18 protein-coding genes and 1 tRNA gene are annotated in these 17848 nt (G+C 62.8%); 9 read left to right on the plus strand and 10 right to left on the minus strand.

What is annotated here, in order from left to right; genetic code table 11:
* Window positions 1-72: 72 nt before the first annotated feature.
* The 7 genes from AB1451_15370 to AB1451_15400 form a co-directional block, all read right to left on the minus strand.
* Window positions 73-918, minus strand: a complete 846-nt coding sequence (locus AB1451_15370; GenBank protein MEW6684276.1) for a hypothetical protein — start codon at window positions 916-918, stop codon at window positions 73-75.
* 7 nt (window positions 919-925) lie between these two features.
* Window positions 926-1459, minus strand: coding sequence for a hypothetical protein (locus AB1451_15375; protein MEW6684277.1), 534 nt, complete (start codon window positions 1457-1459; stop codon window positions 926-928).
* Entirely contained in the window at window positions 1456-2124 is a 669-nt protein-coding gene (locus AB1451_15380) for a carboxypeptidase-like regulatory domain-containing protein (protein ID MEW6684278.1), read from the minus strand. The genes AB1451_15375 and AB1451_15380 overlap by 4 nt, the downstream gene beginning before the upstream one ends.
* Window positions 2115-3755 carry an Ig-like domain-containing protein gene (locus tag AB1451_15385; protein MEW6684279.1) on the minus strand — a complete coding sequence of 547 codons (1641 nt, stop codon included), beginning with the start codon at window positions 3753-3755 and terminating at the stop codon, window positions 2115-2117. The genes AB1451_15380 and AB1451_15385 overlap by 10 nt, the downstream gene beginning before the upstream one ends.
* A gap of 220 nt (window positions 3756-3975) precedes the next feature.
* A tRNA-Glu gene (locus AB1451_15390) sits at window positions 3976-4051 on the minus strand.
* Window positions 4052-4223: 172 nt separating this feature from the next.
* Window positions 4224-4622: a type II toxin-antitoxin system VapC family toxin gene (locus AB1451_15395; GenBank protein ID MEW6684280.1), complete on the minus strand. Its 399-nt coding sequence runs from the start codon at window positions 4620-4622 to the stop codon at window positions 4224-4226.
* Window positions 4600-4863, minus strand: coding sequence for an AbrB/MazE/SpoVT family DNA-binding domain-containing protein (locus tag AB1451_15400; protein ID MEW6684281.1), 264 nt, complete (start codon window positions 4861-4863; stop codon window positions 4600-4602). Before AB1451_15400 ends, AB1451_15395 begins: the two co-directional genes overlap by 23 nt.
* Window positions 4864-5289: 426 nt before the next feature.
* Here AB1451_15400 and AB1451_15405 point away from each other — a divergent pair, with 426 nt between their 5' ends.
* The 7 genes from AB1451_15405 to AB1451_15435 all read left to right on the plus strand — a co-directional run bounded on the left by AB1451_15405 (window position 5290) and on the right by AB1451_15435 (window position 13874).
* A complete protein-coding gene (locus AB1451_15405; GenBank protein MEW6684282.1) occupies window positions 5290-6696 on the plus strand; it encodes a TolC family protein in 1407 nt (468 codons plus the stop codon).
* Window positions 6697-6707: 11 nt separating this feature from the next.
* Window positions 6708-7856 (plus strand): efflux RND transporter periplasmic adaptor subunit, encoded by a 1149-nt coding sequence (locus tag AB1451_15410; GenBank protein ID MEW6684283.1) that lies wholly within the window; start codon window positions 6708-6710, stop codon window positions 7854-7856.
* Between the two features lie 22 nt (window positions 7857-7878).
* Entirely contained in the window at window positions 7879-10965 is a 3087-nt protein-coding gene (locus AB1451_15415) for an efflux RND transporter permease subunit (GenBank protein ID MEW6684284.1), read from the plus strand.
* A gap of 312 nt (window positions 10966-11277) precedes the next feature.
* Window positions 11278-11472, plus strand: coding sequence for a MoaD/ThiS family protein (locus AB1451_15420; protein MEW6684285.1), 195 nt, complete (start codon window positions 11278-11280; stop codon window positions 11470-11472).
* Between the two features lie 134 nt (window positions 11473-11606).
* Window positions 11607-12386: a TIGR00269 family protein gene (locus AB1451_15425; GenBank protein ID MEW6684286.1), complete on the plus strand. Its 780-nt coding sequence runs from the start codon at window positions 11607-11609 to the stop codon at window positions 12384-12386.
* Window positions 12383-13195 carry a tRNA (adenine-N1)-methyltransferase gene (locus tag AB1451_15430; protein MEW6684287.1) on the plus strand — a complete coding sequence of 271 codons (813 nt, stop codon included), beginning with the start codon at window positions 12383-12385 and terminating at the stop codon, window positions 13193-13195. Before AB1451_15425 ends, AB1451_15430 begins: the two co-directional genes overlap by 4 nt.
* A gap of 109 nt (window positions 13196-13304) precedes the next feature.
* The gene (locus AB1451_15435; GenBank protein ID MEW6684288.1) at window positions 13305-13874 is read left to right on the plus strand and encodes a peptidylprolyl isomerase; all 570 of its coding nucleotides are present in this window, start codon (window positions 13305-13307) and stop codon (window positions 13872-13874) included.
* Window positions 13875-13970: 96 nt separating this feature from the next.
* On the opposite strand, the gene AB1451_15440 is transcribed toward AB1451_15435, so the two are convergent.
* A complete protein-coding gene (locus AB1451_15440; GenBank protein MEW6684289.1) occupies window positions 13971-14123 on the minus strand; it encodes a hypothetical protein in 153 nt (50 codons plus the stop codon).
* 153 nt (window positions 14124-14276) lie between these two features.
* Here AB1451_15440 and AB1451_15445 point away from each other — a divergent pair, with 153 nt between their 5' ends.
* Window positions 14277-15104 carry an MBL fold metallo-hydrolase gene (locus tag AB1451_15445; protein ID MEW6684290.1) on the plus strand — a complete coding sequence of 276 codons (828 nt, stop codon included), beginning with the start codon at window positions 14277-14279 and terminating at the stop codon, window positions 15102-15104.
* A 23-nt stretch (window positions 15105-15127) separates the two neighbouring features.
* On the opposite strand, the gene AB1451_15450 is transcribed toward AB1451_15445, so the two are convergent.
* A complete protein-coding gene (locus AB1451_15450; protein MEW6684291.1) occupies window positions 15128-16693 on the minus strand; it encodes an MFS transporter in 1566 nt (521 codons plus the stop codon).
* A 205-nt stretch (window positions 16694-16898) separates the two neighbouring features.
* On the opposite strand from AB1451_15450, the gene AB1451_15455 reads away from it, so the two are divergent.
* Complete coding sequence (locus AB1451_15455; GenBank protein ID MEW6684292.1) at window positions 16899-17582, plus strand: class I SAM-dependent methyltransferase; 684 nt, start codon at window positions 16899-16901, stop codon at window positions 17580-17582.
* A 4-nt stretch (window positions 17583-17586) separates the two neighbouring features.
* Here the strand turns inward: AB1451_15455 and atpC are convergent, their stop codons facing one another.
* Window positions 17587-17844, minus strand: coding sequence for an ATP synthase F1 subunit epsilon (atpC, locus tag AB1451_15460; protein MEW6684293.1), 258 nt, complete (start codon window positions 17842-17844; stop codon window positions 17587-17589).
* Window positions 17845-17848: the final 4 nt, after the last annotated feature.

A 17848-nucleotide genomic window follows, 5' to 3' on the forward strand; every position in this document is an offset into this window, starting at 1 on the left:
GCTGGATGCCCTTCCGTTGCCGGGCAGGGCTGGCTACCTGCTGGGTTCCGTTGAAAGGTTTCCACCCTCGCTCTACATGGCTTCCCCCTTTCCCAGGCTTCGCCTGGCGCACAAAGATTCGACCCCGAAGCAGTCCCCCGTGCCAACCGGCGTCTGCCCCCAGAGAATCGATGAGGAGAATAACCCTTTGAACCCCGCCGCGTCCCAGGGCTTGAGGGGGTCGTGGAAGTGATGAAGATAGCGGAGCCCATTATCTTCGAACTTGCCGCCGTCTATGATCCACTGCAAGACGCTTTTGTTATCAATAGTTTGGTCGAACCCCTGACTAAACACGAGTTGATTCTTAAGATAGGCGTTCAATGAAAACCCGTCGATCGAACGGACAGTAGCTTGTTCGTTGATGAGTTTATGAGTGTCGACCTCAAAGGCGCCTTCGCTGGGGTGGCTGCCGTAGCGACGAATCCGAGAACAGCAACCATCAAGTGCAATCTTCTCATTGGCCCCCTCCTCTCCATGCCCGAGGACCAGCGGCCTTGTACGGCTCGTAGCCAAGTAATATCCGGAGTTCGTTTTCCAACCTATAGTAACTTGAAAATCCGTGTAGTCGTACCAGCAGTCCGGGGTGCTGATGGTCCAGAACGAGGGAATCCGAAACTTCCCCGTGGTGTCGGTCAGCACCTCTTGCACACCGATCGCCTTCGAGTTGGTTTGGATGAACCGATAACACGACTTGTTGTAGACCGCCACGATTACCACGCCTTCGAGCGGCGCCTTGGTTTCAGCATCCAGCACCTGACCGTGATAGCTGCCGTCCCAATACACCACCCAGCCGCCGCCCGCAAATGCCGCGCTCGGTCCACTGACCACCAGCCAAAGCGTCAGCACGCCGGCGGCACTTTGTGTCAGGCATCGCGTCATGTCGCTTCTACCCCGCTGCGACATGTACTGAGCCCGCCACGTCTTCGGCTAAGTGCATGACCTGGCCGATCGCCCTGAAGGTTTTGGCAAAATACTGCTTACGCTCGGCGGAAGTCCCGGCGGTCAACGCACGATAGTAATAGTCCCGGGCATCATGCCACGACCAATCGCCAAATAGGCTCTGACCGCCCACTTGCGTCTGCCCCCAAAGAATAGATGAAGAGAATAGTCCCTTGAACCCTGAGGCATCCCAGGGCTTGAGGGGATCATGAAAATGATGAAAGAATCGGAGCCCGTTATCCTCGAACTTCCCTCCTTTGCGTACCCAATCGATGACTCTTTGATCATCGAGAGTTTGAAGAACCCCGCTGCTAAAATTGAGTTGGGTCTTAAGGTATTCATCGAGAGAAAAACTGTTAATTGTGGCCCTGACCGCTCTTTCATTGATCGCCATATGGGTATCGACTTCGAAAGCTGGAGCTGGGACACCTGATATAGCCAGGAGAGCAAGACCCATAGCCGTCACGCACAAGGTTTTCATTGGCCTGCTCCACGCCATGCCCGAGGCCCACCTTTGTATGGCTCGTGGCCAAGCAATATCCGGAGTTCATTTTCCAGCCTATAGTAGTTCTTCAATTTCTTTTCTAGTCGATTAGACACCGATGGCCCTGACGGATAGGCTTTCTCCATCTCTTCGCGCGTTTTCAAGGGTGGTAACTCAAGGACTACCCCTGCTCGGAAAATTTCCTGATACACATCCAATTTCGGATTTGATGGTGCGTACGTGGGAATACCCGGTCCGTCAACTCCCGGAGGGAACGGCGCGTACCGAGGCTTGAAGACATGAAAGTCGGTGTCTTCATACCAACAATCCGGCGTGCTAATCGTCCAAAAGGCCGGGATCCGAAACTTCCCCGTAGCATCGGTCAGCACTTCCTGCACACCGATCTCTTTCGAGTTGGTTTGGATGAACCGATAGCACGATTCGTGATAGACCGCCACGACTACTACGCCCTCCAGCGGCGCCTTGGTCTCAGCATCCAGCACCTGACCGTGATAGCTGCCGTCCCAATATACGACCCAGCCCCCACCCGCAAACACCGGGCGCGGCAAACTGACCACGATCCAGAGCGTGAGAAGGCCGGCGGTGCCCCAGGCCAGGCACCGTGTCATTACCTGTTCACCGTCCGATGCCATTAGAACCATTGAATCCGCCAGATCCCCTGCTCGTCACGCGAGAAGATCAGCCCGTACGAGAATTCCCCTTGTGGTTCTGTCCGGCGGAGCGCGAACTCCGCATGGTACGGGTCCAGGGCTAGTAGATCGGAAATGGCTCCCATGTCCGCCGCAATCTGGCTCAGATACGGTGTCAATGCGAGGAACTGTCGTCGATAGCGGTCTTGGTTCGGTCCTACGAGGAACGCGACCGCGTGCTCGACGTCCCCGGCCGCCAACGCCTGTCGCATGGTCTGCCACTTCGCTTGCAGCAATCCGTTCATCGCTGTGCCATCCAATACATTGACCACGGTTGCGGCACTGTAGATCTGCCCGGAGCTATCGATTACGGTGAGGGACGGAATGTACAACCCGGGCGCAGCATAGGTATGCGTGAGCCCGTTCCACGTACTACTGACGGAATCAACGGCCCCGTCGCCCTCAAAGTCCACTCGGTACAAGGTAATCGGATTCGGCACCGCGGTGTCCGCGGTGAACGTCACGGCCACTGGCGCAAGATTGCTCGGGAATTCGGCGGTGAGCGTGACGGGCGGGCTGGACTGATCGGAAACCACCGTGACGTTCCCCACCGCCGCAGCCGTGACCCCCGCGCCATCAGTGGCCGTGGCAGTCAGGGCGTTGGCTCCGGCTGGCAGCGCCACGCCATCCACGGAGAACTTTCCACTCTGCGTCTCCGCCACGTAGCCGTTGACCGTGATGCCGATCTCCCCAGGCCCATAGTTATCGACAATCGTGCCTTGCACCAAGATCGGCGAGTACAGGACCGTGCTCCCATCAGCGGGCGCGGTCACCGCGATTTGGATCTGCGGCTGGATCTCCACCGAGATGCTCGCCTCCGCGGCGTTGCCCGCACCATCGACCGCCCGCGCGGTCAGGGCGTGACTCCCGGCTGGCACCTGGATCGTGTCCACCTCGAACGTAAACGGCGGCGCGAACCGTGTGGCTTGGAGGACCCCATCCACCAGAGACTCGACGCGGGCGAGCCCCGAAAGGGCGTCGCTGGCCTCGGCGGTGATGGTGATGACGCCGGTGAGACTCGTGCCCGCCGCCGGCGCGGTGAGTTGGACCACGGGCGGCGTCACGTCGAGGATGACCGACCGCGTCAGGCTCCCGACGTTGCCCGCGGCATCGATCGCGTCCACCCGAATGGTGTTGGGGCCGTCCTCCAGCGTGACGCTCGTGCTGTAGCTCCCGCTGTCCTGCGGGAGGGCCACCGGCGCGCCGCCGTTGACGGCAACGGTGGCGCTTCCCGGATGGAGATCGGTGATCGTGCCCGCTACGGTGACGCTCGGGGTGCTCACGGCGCTGCCCTCGCCGGGCGTGGCGATGGTCACCTCGGGCGGCGTGGTATCCCGGATGACGTCGAGGTCCACGATCCCGACATTGCCGGCAGGGTCTCGGGCGCTGATGGTGAAGAAGTTGTCCCCCTCGTTGTCGAGCGGCAGGGTGATGGTGAAGGCCCCATCGGTCACCGGGATGAGCTCGCCGAAAAAGTCCTGGCGCACGGTGGCGGTCGAGTCATCGACGGTGCCCGTAATGGTGGTGGTGAGCGTGTTGACGACGGTATCCGGCGGCGCGGTGAGGGTGACGAGAGGAACCACCGTATCCCGGATAAACGTGACGGTCGCGCTGCTTTGTCGTCCCTGGGCATCAGTTGCGACGAGGGGACCCCGCCTGGGGTCAGACTTGTGATTTGTGATTCGTCCGAAAGGCAGCGGGGGGTCAGACTTGCCTCGTTGACGTTCGGGTGCGGTGGAGTAGACCTGATCAGGAAGACCGTCTGGTCTCCGGCCAAGGTACAATCTCCAGGTCGAGGGTCGTTGGTGGTCCCAACGGGTTTCGAACCCGTGTTTCCGGCGTGAGAGGCCAGCGTCCTAGGCCACTAGACGATGGGACCCAACCGCGCTTGCGTAGCTGCGGCCTACAAAATCAAGGTGTCGGAGTATAGCGATCTGCGCTCGGCAGGTCAACTGTGCTCGCTGCTGGGCTCACGTCCCTTCTCCGTGAACGCGTCGCAGTTACGGGTCGCATTCCTGAAAGCTCGGTGGTCGATCAGAAATTTGGTTTTCCTACAGCCACACGATCTTGATCTCTCGTTCCACCCCGGCAAACTCCGGATCACCCGTATACAGATCCGCCTTGCGGTCCTTCGCCAGCGCGGCAGCAAAACAGTCGGCGAGGGACATCTTGCGCGTAGCCTTGAACTCGCCCGCGAGTTCGGCCAGGTCCTGATCGACCGGAACAATTTCGATGGGGAGGCCGAGGAGTTTGGTGCGCGTCTGCAGCCACTGATTCGCGCCTGCCTTTCGCTCGACCATGTAGCGAACTTCAGCCCAGTTCGGCGCCGCGACCAAGGCCTTCTTGTCCGCCTCCGCGCCTTTTTCCAGGAGCGCCAGGACTTTTTCGTGGCCCTCCTGCCTGAACAGAAAGACCAGGATCGCGTAGCTATCGAGTACCGTGCTTCGCAACCTTGGTCTCCTCCCGCGCCTTATCCTTGGCCCGCTCCTCCAGCAGCTCCTTGGTCACCGAGGTGTCGCTCGTGAGCATGCCGCAGACGCTGCGGATGTAGTTCTTGGTGACTGGCTGAAAAACCAGTTCCCCGTTCCGCTGGATGAACAGGATTTTGGTGCCCGGTTTGATGCCGTACTGGCGGCGGATTTTGGCCGGAATCACCAACTGGCCCTTGCTCGTGACGTATGCCGTCTCCATTGCAGCATCACCTCCTACCAAATGCTTGTAAGCTTACATATTGGCAATTAGTAAGTCAATATCATAAATGTGTGTCATTTCGATGACCAGGCCGTACGGAATGCAAGTAAGCTTGCATTCGGCGCACTAACCGTCAGGCCGGGTGTCGCCTCTCGCTGCTTGAAACATCCGCTCGGCGCCCACTCGCCGCATCTCATTCCGCCCGCACCCACCTCAACCCTGTTGGTCTATCAAGCATCGCCCTCGCGTCTGGCAGTCGCCTTTTCTTGAGACCTGCTTCTCCGTATCATGTGAGTGGTCGAAGACTATTGCCCTCCCGCTCGTATCCCTATGGTAAGCTGGCCTCGGTTATCGGCTTTCGTGTCAGGGCCGGCTGTCGAAAGGACTCGTATTCTCGCCAGACCCCATATCCTCTTGGTGCCTGTTGTGACGACCCTGCTCGTGCCGCCGATGTTGGTCAGCGCAGCGCCCTCGTGGTTTGATCCGTTCGGCTCGGATCCCGCGGTAGCGCCCACGCCGGGCGTGCCGTGGAAGCCCCAAGAGCCGCTCCCGAAGGTCCCGGAGCCCGAGGTGGTGGAATCGCTCGACAATACCAGGCAGTGGACCCTGCCCGAGCTCACGGAGTTGGCGCTCCGCAACAACCCCCGGACCCGGGAGGCCTGGCTGGCGGCGCGCGCCGCGGCCGCCGGAGTCGGCGTGGAAGAGGCGGCCTGGTTGCCGGAGATCAGCGCGCAGTACAGTCGCATCCAGAGCGAGCAGGTCTCCAGCAGCGGGACGGCCGCGCCGCGGCAGACGCGCTATGGCCCGACCGTGAGTTTGAGCTATCTCTTATTCGACTTCGGCAGCCGCGGCAATCGCATCGAGGCCGCGGAGTACGCCAGGCTCGCGGCAAACCTCACGCACAATCGCGTGTTGCAGGACGTGGCGTTGGAGGTGGAACAGGCGTACTACCTACTGCTTGGGTTTGATGCATTGGTCAAAGCGAACGAGCTGTCGTTGCGCAACATCCGCACCGCGCTGGAGGCCGCGCAGAAGCGCCGCGAGTCGGGCCTGGCCACGGTGGCGGACGTATACCGCGCCGAGACCCAGGTGGCGCAAGCCCAGCTCAATCTCACGCAAAGCCAGGGCGAGCTGGCCAAGGCCAAGGGCCGGTTGGCTGCTGCGGTGGGGATGCCGGTGGGCTCGGCGCTGCCGGTCGACACGGAATTCGCTCCGCCGCTCATCCAGGAACTCACCGTGTCCATCACGGACGTGCTCGATCGGGCCAAGGCCAACCGCCCTGATCTGATTGCCGCGGAAGCCGAGGCCCGAGCCGCGCGGTCCAGCGCCGATGCCACGGCCCGCTCTACGTGGCCGTGGATCGACCTCACCGCCAACACCAGCAGCACCTCGTTCACCGGCGATCGACCCACGGTTGATGGCTACAGCCTGTCGCTGATCCTGCGCGTCCCGCTGTTTTCCGGGTTTCGCGACACGTATGCCACGCGGCAAGCTCGCGACCAGGCCGAGGAAGCCGAGGCGGCCCGCGATACCGTGAGTCGGCAAACCGAGCTCGAGGTGTGGCAAGCGTATTACGACGTGCAGACCGCGGCGAGCGGCATCACCAGCGCGGAAGCGCAGCTCAAGTCCGCGGAACAGACTGCGCAAGCCACACTGGCGCGGTACCGCGAGGGGTACGGCAGCATCCTGGACCTGATCACCGCGCAGCAGGACGAGGCCGATGCGCGCGTGCAACGCATTCGATCCTACTTTGACTGGTTCACCGCGTTGGCGCGGTTCGATTACGCCGTGGGCGTGAACGATGTCGTACCATCGCTCGCTGGAACGCCATGAAGCACAGGGCCATGATCGCGCTGGTCGCGGTGGTGGCGGTCGGAGCCGCCGGGTATTGGTACTGGCAGAGCGCGGAGCACCCCGCGTCTGCCCGCTCCAATCAGAGCGGGCCCAACAGCGGCCGGGCGGCGCTGCGCGTACAGGCGGTCCGCGCCGTGGTCAAACCCATGCCGGTGGTGATCGAGGCGGCCGGCACCGTGGAACCCGAGCAGAGCGTGACCCTGCGCGCCCAGGTCTCGGGCGTGCTCGAGTCCGTGTTGTTCAAGGAAGGCGACACGGTCAAGACCGGTCAACTGCTGTTCGAGATCGACCCCCGCACGTATCAGGCACAATACAACCAGGCGCTCGCCGCGCTCGCGCGGGATGAAGCCCAGCTCGAGAACGCCAAGGTGCAGCAGGCGCGCCTCGAGCCCTTGCTGGCGCGCGAATTCATTACGCAGCAGGAATACGACGTGGCGGTCACGTCCGCCAAATCCCTGGAAGCCACGGTGGCAGCGGACCGCGCCGCAGTGGAGCAGGCGCGCATTCAACTCGAACACTCCCGGATCCACGCGCCGATCTCGGGGCGCACGGGCGCGGTGAGCGTCAAACCCGGGAACCTCGTGACCGCCTCCACCGGCTCGGGCGGCGCCACGCTGGTCACCATCAACCGGCTCGATCCGATTCTGGTGACGTTCAGCATTCCGGAACGCCAACTCGATGAGATCCGTCGCTACCGCAACGATTCGACGATGCGGGTGGAAGTCGGCCCCACGCGGAACACACCACCCGTGTCCAGCGGGAAGATCGTGTTCGTGGACAACACAGTGACCCCGCAGACCGGGACGGTCTTGCTCAAGACGCGCGTGGCCAATCCGACCGAGGCGCTGTGGCCGGGGCAATTCGTCAATGTCCGCGTGATCCTGTCGGTCGAACCCGAGGCCGTGGTGGTCCCGGAAGTGGCGGTGCAGGCGGGTCAGGAGGGTCCGTTCGTCTACCTGATCGAGAACGGTCGGGTGGCGATTCGACCCGTGGAGATTTCGCGCCAGATCGGGCAGGAGGTCGTGATCGCCTCGGGCCTGCAACGCGGAGACGCGGTGGTGACCGAGGTGCCGCAGGGACTCAACGAAGGGGTCGCGGTGCAGATCGCGGGCGCGCAGGACGCCCGTCCTGCGTCGTAACCGTCAACAAACCGAGCGTGCCGTGAATCTCTCGCGCCCATTTATCGAACGTCCGGTGGCCACGTCGGTGTTGATCAGCGCCCTGGCGTTGTTCGGGTGGATCGCGTTCCAGAGCCTGTCGGTCAACGACCTCCCCAGCGTGGACTTCCCCACGATTTCCGTCACGGCCAACCTGCCGGGAGCCAACCCCGAGACCATGGCCGCGACCGTGGCCACGCCCCTGGAGCGCCAATTCAGCCAGATTGCGGGACTCGACTCCATGAGCTCGGTCAGCAACAGCGGGTCCACGCGCATCTCCTTACAATTCAGCTTGTCGCGCGACATCGACGCCGCAGCGCAGGACGTGCAGAACGCGATCGCCACCGCGATGCGACGGCTCCCGGACGGCATCGACACCCCGATCTTTCGCAAGGTCAATCCCGCGGACTTTGCGATTCTGTACGTGGCGCTCACCGCCAAGACGCTTCCGCTGCCCGAGCTTGACCGGTTCGCGGACACCCACATCGCGCAGCGGCTGTCCAAAGTCAGCGGCGTGGCCCAGGTACTCGTCTTCGGGTCGCAAAAATATGCGGTGCGCATCTACCTCGACCCCGAGGCCATTGCGCAACGCGGCCTGGGGCTGGACCGCGTGGTGAGCGCGATTCAGCAGGCCAACAGCAACCTCCCGTCAGGCACGCTGCAGGGCGCGGGGCGCAGCTACACGGTCAAGTCCTCCGCCCAGCTCGGCCAGGCGCAGCACTTCAACGACCTGGTGGTGGCGTACGAAAGCGGGATGCCGGTCCGGCTCTCGGATATCGGGCGCGCCGAGGACAGCGTGGAGGACCTCAACCGTCGAAGCTGGCTCAACGGCGACCGCTCGATCGTGCTGGCGGTCTTTCGCCAACCCGGGAGCAACACGGTTGACATTGCCCGAACCATCCGCGCAATGTTTCCGGAGATCGAGCGCGAAGCGCCGCCCGGCGTCGCCCTCCACGTGCTCAACGATCGCTCGGAGTTCATCCGCGATTCGATCCATGAAGTCAACCTCACGTTGGTTTTGGCCATTACGCTGGTCGTGCTCGTCATTCTGTTGTTCCTGGGCAACGCGCGGGCGACCCTCATCACCGCGCTGATCTTGCCGACCTCGGTGTTGGGCACGTTCGCAGCCATGTATCTGCTCGGGTTCAGCCTGAACAATCTCTCGTTGATGGCGCTGACCCTCGCGGTGGGGTTCGTGGTCGACGACGCCATTGTGGTGCTCGAAAACATCAGCCGCCACATGGAGCTGGGCAAGAGCCGGATGCAGGCCGCGCTCGAAGGAACCAGGGAGATCGGGTTCACCGTGTTGTCGATGACCTTGTCGCTCGCCGCGGTGTTCCTGCCGATCGTGTTCATGCCGGGGATCCTGGGCCGGCTCTTTTTCGAGTTCGCGGTCACGGTCGGTGTCGCGGTCCTGTTTTCAGGCGCGATCTCCCTCACGTTGACCCCCATGCTCTGCAGCCTGTTTCTGCGATCCGCCGCTGACCAGGGACGAGCGTTTGCCTGGTTCGAGCGGTTCTTCGAAGCCGCACGGAGCCGGTACGGGTCGAGCTTGCAGTGGACCATGCGCCACCGCGGGTTGATGCTGGTCTCTTCGGCCGGGGTGCTGATCTTGACCATCGCATTGTACGAGTGGGCGCCCAAGGGCTTTATCCCGCGGCAGGACATGGGCGTGATTTTCGGCAGCAGCCGCGCGCCCGAGGGCGTGACGTTCGCGGACCTGGTCGACCGCCAGCTTCGCGCGGCCGTGATCATTCGCCAACACCCCGCGGTGGAAACCGTCATGGCGTCGGCAGGCCAGGGCGGGGGCGGCGTCAGCGGGAGCAACATCGGGCGCGTGATCATCCGGCTCAAGCCGCGCGGCGAACGGACCGCCACTGCCGACGACGTGATCCAGGAGCTGCGGCCCGCGCTGCAGGCCGTGGAGGGGCTTCGGGTGGTCCCGCAGAACCCGCCGGCGATCCGCATCGGAGGGATGATCAGTTCCAGCGACTACCAACTCGTGCTGCAGGGCAATGAGTTCGCCGCATTGTTGGAGCCGGCGCAACGGCTGGAAACCCGGTTGGCCCAGTTGCCGATTCTCCAGGACGTGAACTCGGATCTGGAGCTGCGAAACCCCGAGATCCGCGTCGACATCCTGCGCGACCGGGCAGCGGCGCTCGGCTTGACACCGCAGCAAATCGAGATGGCGCTGTACAACGCGTATGGAGAACGGCAAATCAGCACCCTGTACGGCCCCACAGACCAATACGGAGTCATTCTGCAACTGGACCGGAAGTTTCAGTCCGACATCAACGCCCTGCGGCTCCTGTCCATCCAGAGCGACACGGGCCGGATGGTCCCGCTCGAGGCGGTCGCGACCCTGCGCCGCAGCGTGGGCCCGGTGTCCGTGGGCCACTACGGGCAGTTGCCGGCCGTGGTCCTCTCCTTCAATCTCGCGCCCGGGGTCTCGATCGGCGAGGCAACGGACATCGTCAGCCGCATCGCAAGCGAGGAGTTGCCGGCAGGAGTCAGCACCGCGTTCGCGGGAAGCGCCAAAACCTTTCAGGAATCCTTCCGCACATTGCCGCTCCTCCTGGGCATCACGATTCTGGTCATCTACATGCTCCTGGCGATCCTCTACGAACACTACGGGCATCCGCTCACGATTCTCACCGCCCTGCCGTTCGCCGGGTTCGGGGCGTTGCTGATGCTCCTTGTGTTCGGCCAGGAGCTGAACATTTTCAGCTTTGTAGGCCTCATTCTACTGGTCGGACTGGTGAAGAAGAACGGCATTATGATGGTCGACTTCGCGCTACAGTTGCAGCGCGAAAAAGGCGTGTCTCCCCAGGAAGCGATCGTGGAAGCCTCGCTGATCCGTTTCCGTCCCATTATGATGACGACAGCCGCGGCCATTGTCGCCACCCTGCCGATCGCGTTGGGCTGGGGCGCGGGCGCTGAAGCGCGGCGGCCGCTCGGCATCGCGGTGGTGGGCGGGCTGGTCTTTTCTCAGCTTCTGACCTTGTACGTGACCCCCACGTTCTACGTCAGCATGGAGCGCGTGGTCGCGCTGTTCCGGCGGACCACTAAAACGGCTGCGGTCGAGCACTAGGAGACCGTCTGAGTCACCCGCGAAGGCGGAGCCCGTTCAGGAAAGCGCCAGATGCAAGGCGGAGCGAGAACCGGAAAGCGCTCCGCGCCACTCTGTGGCGCTGTAGATGCCACGGTCCTCTCGCTTGGCGAAGCAGCGCAGCGTACTGGGTGCATACGTGGGGCGAGTGGCGCGACGAAGAAGGAGCGCCGTGCTACGAGCGCCGCCGAGACGGTGAGGCGGCCGGGGCTCCTTGACTCAACGCCGCAGATGGCCTTTCCTGGACGGGCTCGTGAGTTGAAGGTCCCGGGCGTTTTGCGTATCATGCGGGCCATGAAGATCCTTTTACACCACCCCGCGCGCGAAGTGACCATCAAGGGACCCAAGCGGGTCGGCCAGGTGCTGCGCGAGCTCGATCTTCTGGCCGACACCGTGCTCGTCATTCGCGGTGACGAACTGATCCCTGAGGACGAAGTCGTGCGCGACGACGATACGATCGAGGTCAGACCAGTGATTTCGGGAGGGTGACGAGAGCCGTGCGTTGCCGTAAGTGCTCGTCCAGAGCGGTAATTGGACTGCCCCGCCACAATAGCGCGTTTTGCCCGTCCTGCTTTGACGACTACCTGCTGGAGCAGGTCCGCCGGGCGATCAAGAGTGATCGCATGTTCGGACTCGATGAGGACATCGCCGTCGCGGTCTCCGGGGGCAAGGACAGCCTCGTGTTATGGGAGATCCTGACCCGTCTGGGCTACCGCACGATGGGGCTGCACATTGACCTGGGGATCGGCGCCTACTCCGAAATATCCCGAAGCAAGGTCGAGACGTTTGCGCGGGCGCGTAATTTGCCGTTCGTCACCCACGCGCTGCAAACAGAACACGGCCTCGGCATCTCGGAAATGGCCGCAACGCTTCACCGACCCGCGTGTTCCGCCTGCGGCGTGATCAAGCGCTACAACATGAACGCCATCGCCGCCGAACACGGGTTCCCGGTCCTGGCCACCGGCCACAATCTGGACGACGAGGCCGCGCGCCTGCTGGGGAACGTGCTCCATTGGCAGGAGGACTACCTGGAGAAACAGTCGCCGGCGCTACCCAGCTCACATCCCAAGCTCGTTCGAAAAGTGAAGCCGCTCTATCGTCTGGCAGAGCGGGAGATCGCGGCGTGGGCGGTGTTGCAGAAGATCGACTATATCGTGGACGAGTGCCCCAACAGCCAGGGCTCCAAACTGCTGCTGTACAAAGACGTCCTCAATCGCCTGGAGGCCGAAGCGCCGGGCACCAAGCACCATTTCTACCTTCAGTTTCTGGACCGCCAGAAGGCGCGCGAGCAATTGACCCCTCTCACTCCCGATCTCCGTGAGTGCGCGTCGTGCGGCCAGCCGAGCACCGGCGAGGTCTGCAGCTATTGCCGGCTCATTGCCACCCTCAAGGTTGCACGTTGACCCTTCGGGACGGTGAGCGCGTTCACCTGGTCGATCGCAAAGGCCGCGTGTACCCGGTCACGCTTCGTTCAGGGAAGACCTACCAACACAGCGGCCAGACCATCCCCCACAACGCCCTCATCGGCCTTGAGGACGGCTCTGCGGTGACCCTGTCGGGGGGCACCAAGTTCGTGGTGATCCGACCCACGCTCGCCGAGTACATCATGAAGATGCCGCGCGGCGCGCAGGTAATTTACCCCAAGGACTTGGCCTCCATTCTCCTGTGGGCCGACATCTATCCGGGTGCCACCGTGGTCGAGGCCGGGATTGGGTCCGGAGCACTGACCATGACGCTGCTGCGCGCGGTCGGGGAGACCGGTCGGGTCGGGTCCTACGAAATTCGAGACGATTTTGCGGCGCGGGCGCTCGAGAATATTTCGTTGTATCTCGGCAAGGTCGGCCACCACGTCTTGCACAGAAAAGACATTACCTTAGGGATCGAGGAACAAAACGTCGATCGGTTGGTGTTGGACCTCCCGGAGCCTTGGCGGGTCGTCCCGGAGGCGGTCCGCGCTCTGCGTATCGGAGGAATCTTCGTCTCGTACCTTCCCACCGTCCCCCAGGTCGTCAAAGTCGTCGAAACGCTCCAGGGCAGCGGTGCGTTTGGCATGATCGAATCCTTCGAAACGCTCCAGCGGCCGTGGAACATCGAAGGCCGGAGCGTCCGGCCAGCCCTCCGGATGGTCGCCCACACGGGGTTCCTCACCGTCGCCAGGAAACTCGCCACACCCGTTGCCGTGGATCCCGACACCGCCGAGGAGGAACGGTAACCGTGTCCCTGGAACAGACCACGGCACGGACGTACACTCACAGTCGAACACAGAAGGAGGACGCATGGAGGCGTTGAGTTGGGTGGTGATCGGCACCACGGTCGCCGGAATGGTCTTGGCGGGCCAGACCGGGGAGGCCGAAGCCAAGAAACTGAAACCCGGTACGTACGTGGTATTCGAGACCACGATGGGGAAGATTGTCTGCCGGTTGTTTGAGAAGGAAGCGCCCCAAACCGTGGCCAATTTCGTGGGGCTCACCGAGGGAACCAAGGAATGGCGGGATCCCAAAACCGGGGAAACGGTGAAGCGTCCGTTCTACGATGGATTGACGTTTCATCGCGTGATCCCCGATTTCATGATTCAGGGGGGGGACCCCCGCGGTGACGGCACCGGGGGACCCGGTTATCAGTTCGCCGACGAGTTTTCACCGGACCTGAAACACGATCGCCCGGGGCGGCTCTCGATGGCGAATGCCGGCCCGGGAACGAACGGCAGTCAGTTTTTCATTACGGTCAAGCCCACCCCGTGGCTGGACGGACGTCACACCATTTTCGGTGAGGTGGTTGAGGGGCAGGAGGTGGTGTCGAAGATTGTGACAGTACCGCGTAGCCAAGACGGGCGTGATCGCCCGCTCACACCCGTGATCATGAAAAAAGTCACGATCCTGCGTCAGCCGTGAGCGTCGTGGAACGGCCACGCGGCGAAGGGTTTCCGCAGAAACGGACAGATCTAAGGTTGGGACCGGCTAAACGAGGGGACGCCGTTCCGAAAGCAACTAGCCGTGTTGCTTCGCGAACTCGACCACCGGCCGCGAAGGAGCCGGAGTCGCCAACCGGATTCGAATCGTGATTTCTTCCGCGTCCTTGGGCAACGGCTCAGAAAGAACGATATGGGTATCCCCGATCGCGGTGGCATTGACCAGCTTCATACTAAAACACTCCTTCCTTGAGTAGTTTTATGAACGATAAACCGAGTGATAGTACCAGAAAGCTTTGACATCCGTCAATAAAAACAAATTCCCCCGATACCTGGGCCCGTTGTGAAAGCTGATCTTCAGTTAGAGGACGCCTGGTTCGATATTGTGCAAAAGGCCAGGATCGGCCTCGGGCTCTCCATCTCCCAGGTGGCCACTGCCACCGGATTTTCCTTTGAAACCATGGAGCTATGGGAGTCAGGAGCCGGATCGCCGACTTCAGCCCAATTAACCTCGTTGGCCTCCGTGTTGGGCCTTGATCCCAGGAGGCTTCTAACCATCCAGCAGGGGGGCGGGCAACCCACCATCGGGGTCCAGAGCACCGACCAACCGCTGCGCGTGGAAACCCTGACCGGCCTGATGAGGGACTATCCCGTCCACGCCTATCTGATCCACCACGCGGGGGCGCCCGATGCCGTGTTGGTGGACACGGGGTACGAACCGATCCACGCCCTTGAGGCCGTACTCCACCGCCGATTGATGCTCCGTTGGATCGTCCTCACACATTGTCACCGCGATCACATGGAGGGCGCAGCGCTGTTGAAGGCTCAGACCGGTGCGAGGGTGGCGGTTCCGCACGCGGAAGGTTCGACCTATAGGGCTCACCACCGCGAGGCGCCTGATCTGGCCGTGCACGGCGGGACGACGATCGCGGTGGGCCCGTCCATCACGCTGTCTGCGATTGAAACTCCGGGCCATACCGCGGGGGGAACCAGCTACCGGGTCGGCGGGTTCTGCGCGGTGGGTGACGCGCTGTTCGCCGGTTCGACGGGACGATCCATGTCGCCGGACGGTTACCGGAGCCTGTTATCCGCGCTCAAAACCCGTATCTTGACGCTGCCTGCTGAGACGATTCTGCTGCCAGGCCACGGTCCCTTGACCACCGTTTGGCACGAGCGTCAACACAACCCATTTTTCCCTGAAACCTCCGGGTAACCCCGGGGACCCAGACAAGCGCCTCACGATGCGTGGTCCGGGTACTCGCGAGCGGTCGGGCGTGCCGCCATGAGCAGCAACCAACACGACACCGCGGCATAGGCGGCGAACAACATCCACGGCGTGGACGTCTCGACCAGCCACGGCCAGAACAGCCGTCCGTTGTCGAATGGAGAGTGCATCACGCCGAAGAGAGCCGCCACCCCGCCCACCGCCATGAGCACGGCCGCGCGCCGCAGTGCCCCGTCGATGATGAACGCGAGAGCGCCGGCCCATACCAGTGCGGTCACGATAAATCCGTTGCCTAGGAGCAGGATCGCCTGGTGGGTCGCGACGAACTCGCCCTTCAGCGCCGACGCCTGCAGCCCCAGGTTCCCCAGAAGTGCGTTGGTCTGAATCAGCACGAGGTCCGCGGCCACCGGAATAAAGGCAATGGCGATCGCGGGGTGATGAATTTTGGGCGTGGCCGCGAACGTTTGCGCGGTGATCTCCAACCCGATAAAGATCAAGATGGGGGCAACGACCGCTTCGGGAATGAGCCCGGCGAGCACCGCGATATACCCGAGCGCCCCTCCCAGTCCGATCACCAACCCGGCGGCCAATGTGTATCCCACGCCCCCGCCCATTCGCTTGTAGGCCGGGTGGCCGATATACGGAGTGGTCTGGACCACGGCTCCGCACAGACCACCCATCAACGTTGCGACGCCGTCCGTGAAGACGACCCGTCGCGCGGAGTACTCGTCACCAGACGCCGAGGCACTTTCCGTGACGTCGACGCCGCCGATGACCACGGCCAACGCAAAGGGCAGCGCCAGGGGAAGATACGTCGGCAGCCACGGCAGTCCCTCCAGAAAGCCGAACGACGGCCACGGCACCGTCATGCGCCACTGGTTCTGCCCGTGTAGCAGCGCGCCGTGCGGCGTGGTCACCCCCATGGCCGTTAATGCGTAATAGACCGCGACCCCCACCAGCACGGCGGCAAGGGCCGCCGGGAGGCGCCCCGGAAATCGATATCGCCCGATCAGACACACGAGGATCACGCCAAACGACACGAACGCGGGTATTGGGTCGTGCATCATCCGTAACGACGGGAAGAACGCGATGAGCAGCAGAGCGATCGCCGCGATCGGTCCCAACAGGCCCGCTCGAGGGATGACGCGGCGCACCGCGTTGCCGATCATCGCGCCACCGATCTTGACGAGTCCCACCGTGACGATCACCGCGCTCGCAATCCGCCACGTGAGTGTCCCGTCGTTGGTGGCGAGGTACGCGGGCCCGACAATGCCGAACGTGAACCCAAACAACGACGGCGTGTCGATGCCCAGCGGCATGGCCGTGACGTCCCCGCGGCCGCTCCGACGCGCGAGGGAAACCCCCATCCGGGTAAAAACCAAGTTGCCGATCAAGACGCCCACAACCGACCCGGGGATCATGCCGTAGAGGACGATGTCCGGCGGCACGCTAAAGATGCCGGTCAGAATCGATGCCATGATGACCATCTGGGTCAGATTGTCGACCGTGAGGCCGAAGAACGCGTTGGCGTCTCCGGGGCGAAACAAGCGGCTGCGAGGGGTCAACCCGGGTGGCATGACGCGAGTCTTCGTCGTGGCGTGCGCGGGATGGGTCAGTATACAGAAGTCGGCTACGCCCCGCAAGAAGATTTCCGCGGTGTCTCCTCCGGCGCGTTGACACCATCGGAACTGCTGGTTTAGCATACGAACGCGTATGCACCTAAGGGATGTTCTCTGGTGGGCTCCACACGCCGGACCCGCAGGACCGCTCTTGGAGGACGACATGGATGCGGCGCACGTCGAACGCGTGTATTCCTCGTACTCAAAGATTTACGACCTCATCTTCGGACGGGTGTTTCACACTTCTCGATGCCGGGCGGTGGAGTTGCTCGGGCTCAAACCGGGAGCCGAGGTGTTGGAAGTCGGCGTGGGGACCGGGTTGTCGCTTCCTCTCTATCCCGACTGGAGTCGGGTGACGGGCATCGACCTCAGCGAAAAGATGCTCGAGAAGAGTCGCGAAAAAGTCGCTCACCACCGGCTCGATCACGTCACGGTTCTTCGCATGGACGCGTGCGCGATGGACTTCGCCGACGATACGTTCGACGCCGTCCTGGCGGCCTACGTGATGAGCACCCTACCCAACCCCGAGACCACGCTGCGCGAAATGGTTCGCGTGTGCAAGGCCGGCGGCACGATCGTGCTGCTCAACCATTTCCACGCGACCCACCGTGTAGGCGCGCTGGTCGAAGGCTGGCTCTCGCCGATGTGTCGGCAAATCGGATTCCGGTCTGATCTGGGGCTGGAACAGTTGCTGGCCGGCTCGTCGCTTCGCGTACTGGTTCGGCGGCGGGTCGGGCCCTTCGGCTATTGGACGATGGTACAGACCCTCAACGACAAGTCGCGATGGCGGGGTCCCACGGTTTTCCAGGACCGCCCTGACTTGGCGAGCGCCGCGGCCCTGCGGTAACGCGTTATTTTTGCATGAGGGATACGGCGAGGATCGTGACGCGATCGTTCAGCACCTCGGCGATGCCGCCTGCGAGGTCAACGCGCCGGGTGGTCTCGCCGATCCGGTAGACCAGCGGCCCTGGCCTGAGGGCCGTGAGGAACGTGATGTGCCCGGGCAGCACCCCGAAATCTCCTTCCACGCCCTGGGCCGTCACCTCGTCAACGGTTTCGGACACCACCAGCTCCTCGGGCGTGACCACGTCGAGCTGGAGTCGCTGCAATGGA

This window comes from Nitrospirota bacterium (assembly GCA_040757335.1).
GTDB lineage: Bacteria > Nitrospirota > Nitrospiria > 2-01-FULL-66-17 > 2-01-FULL-66-17 > JBFLXB01.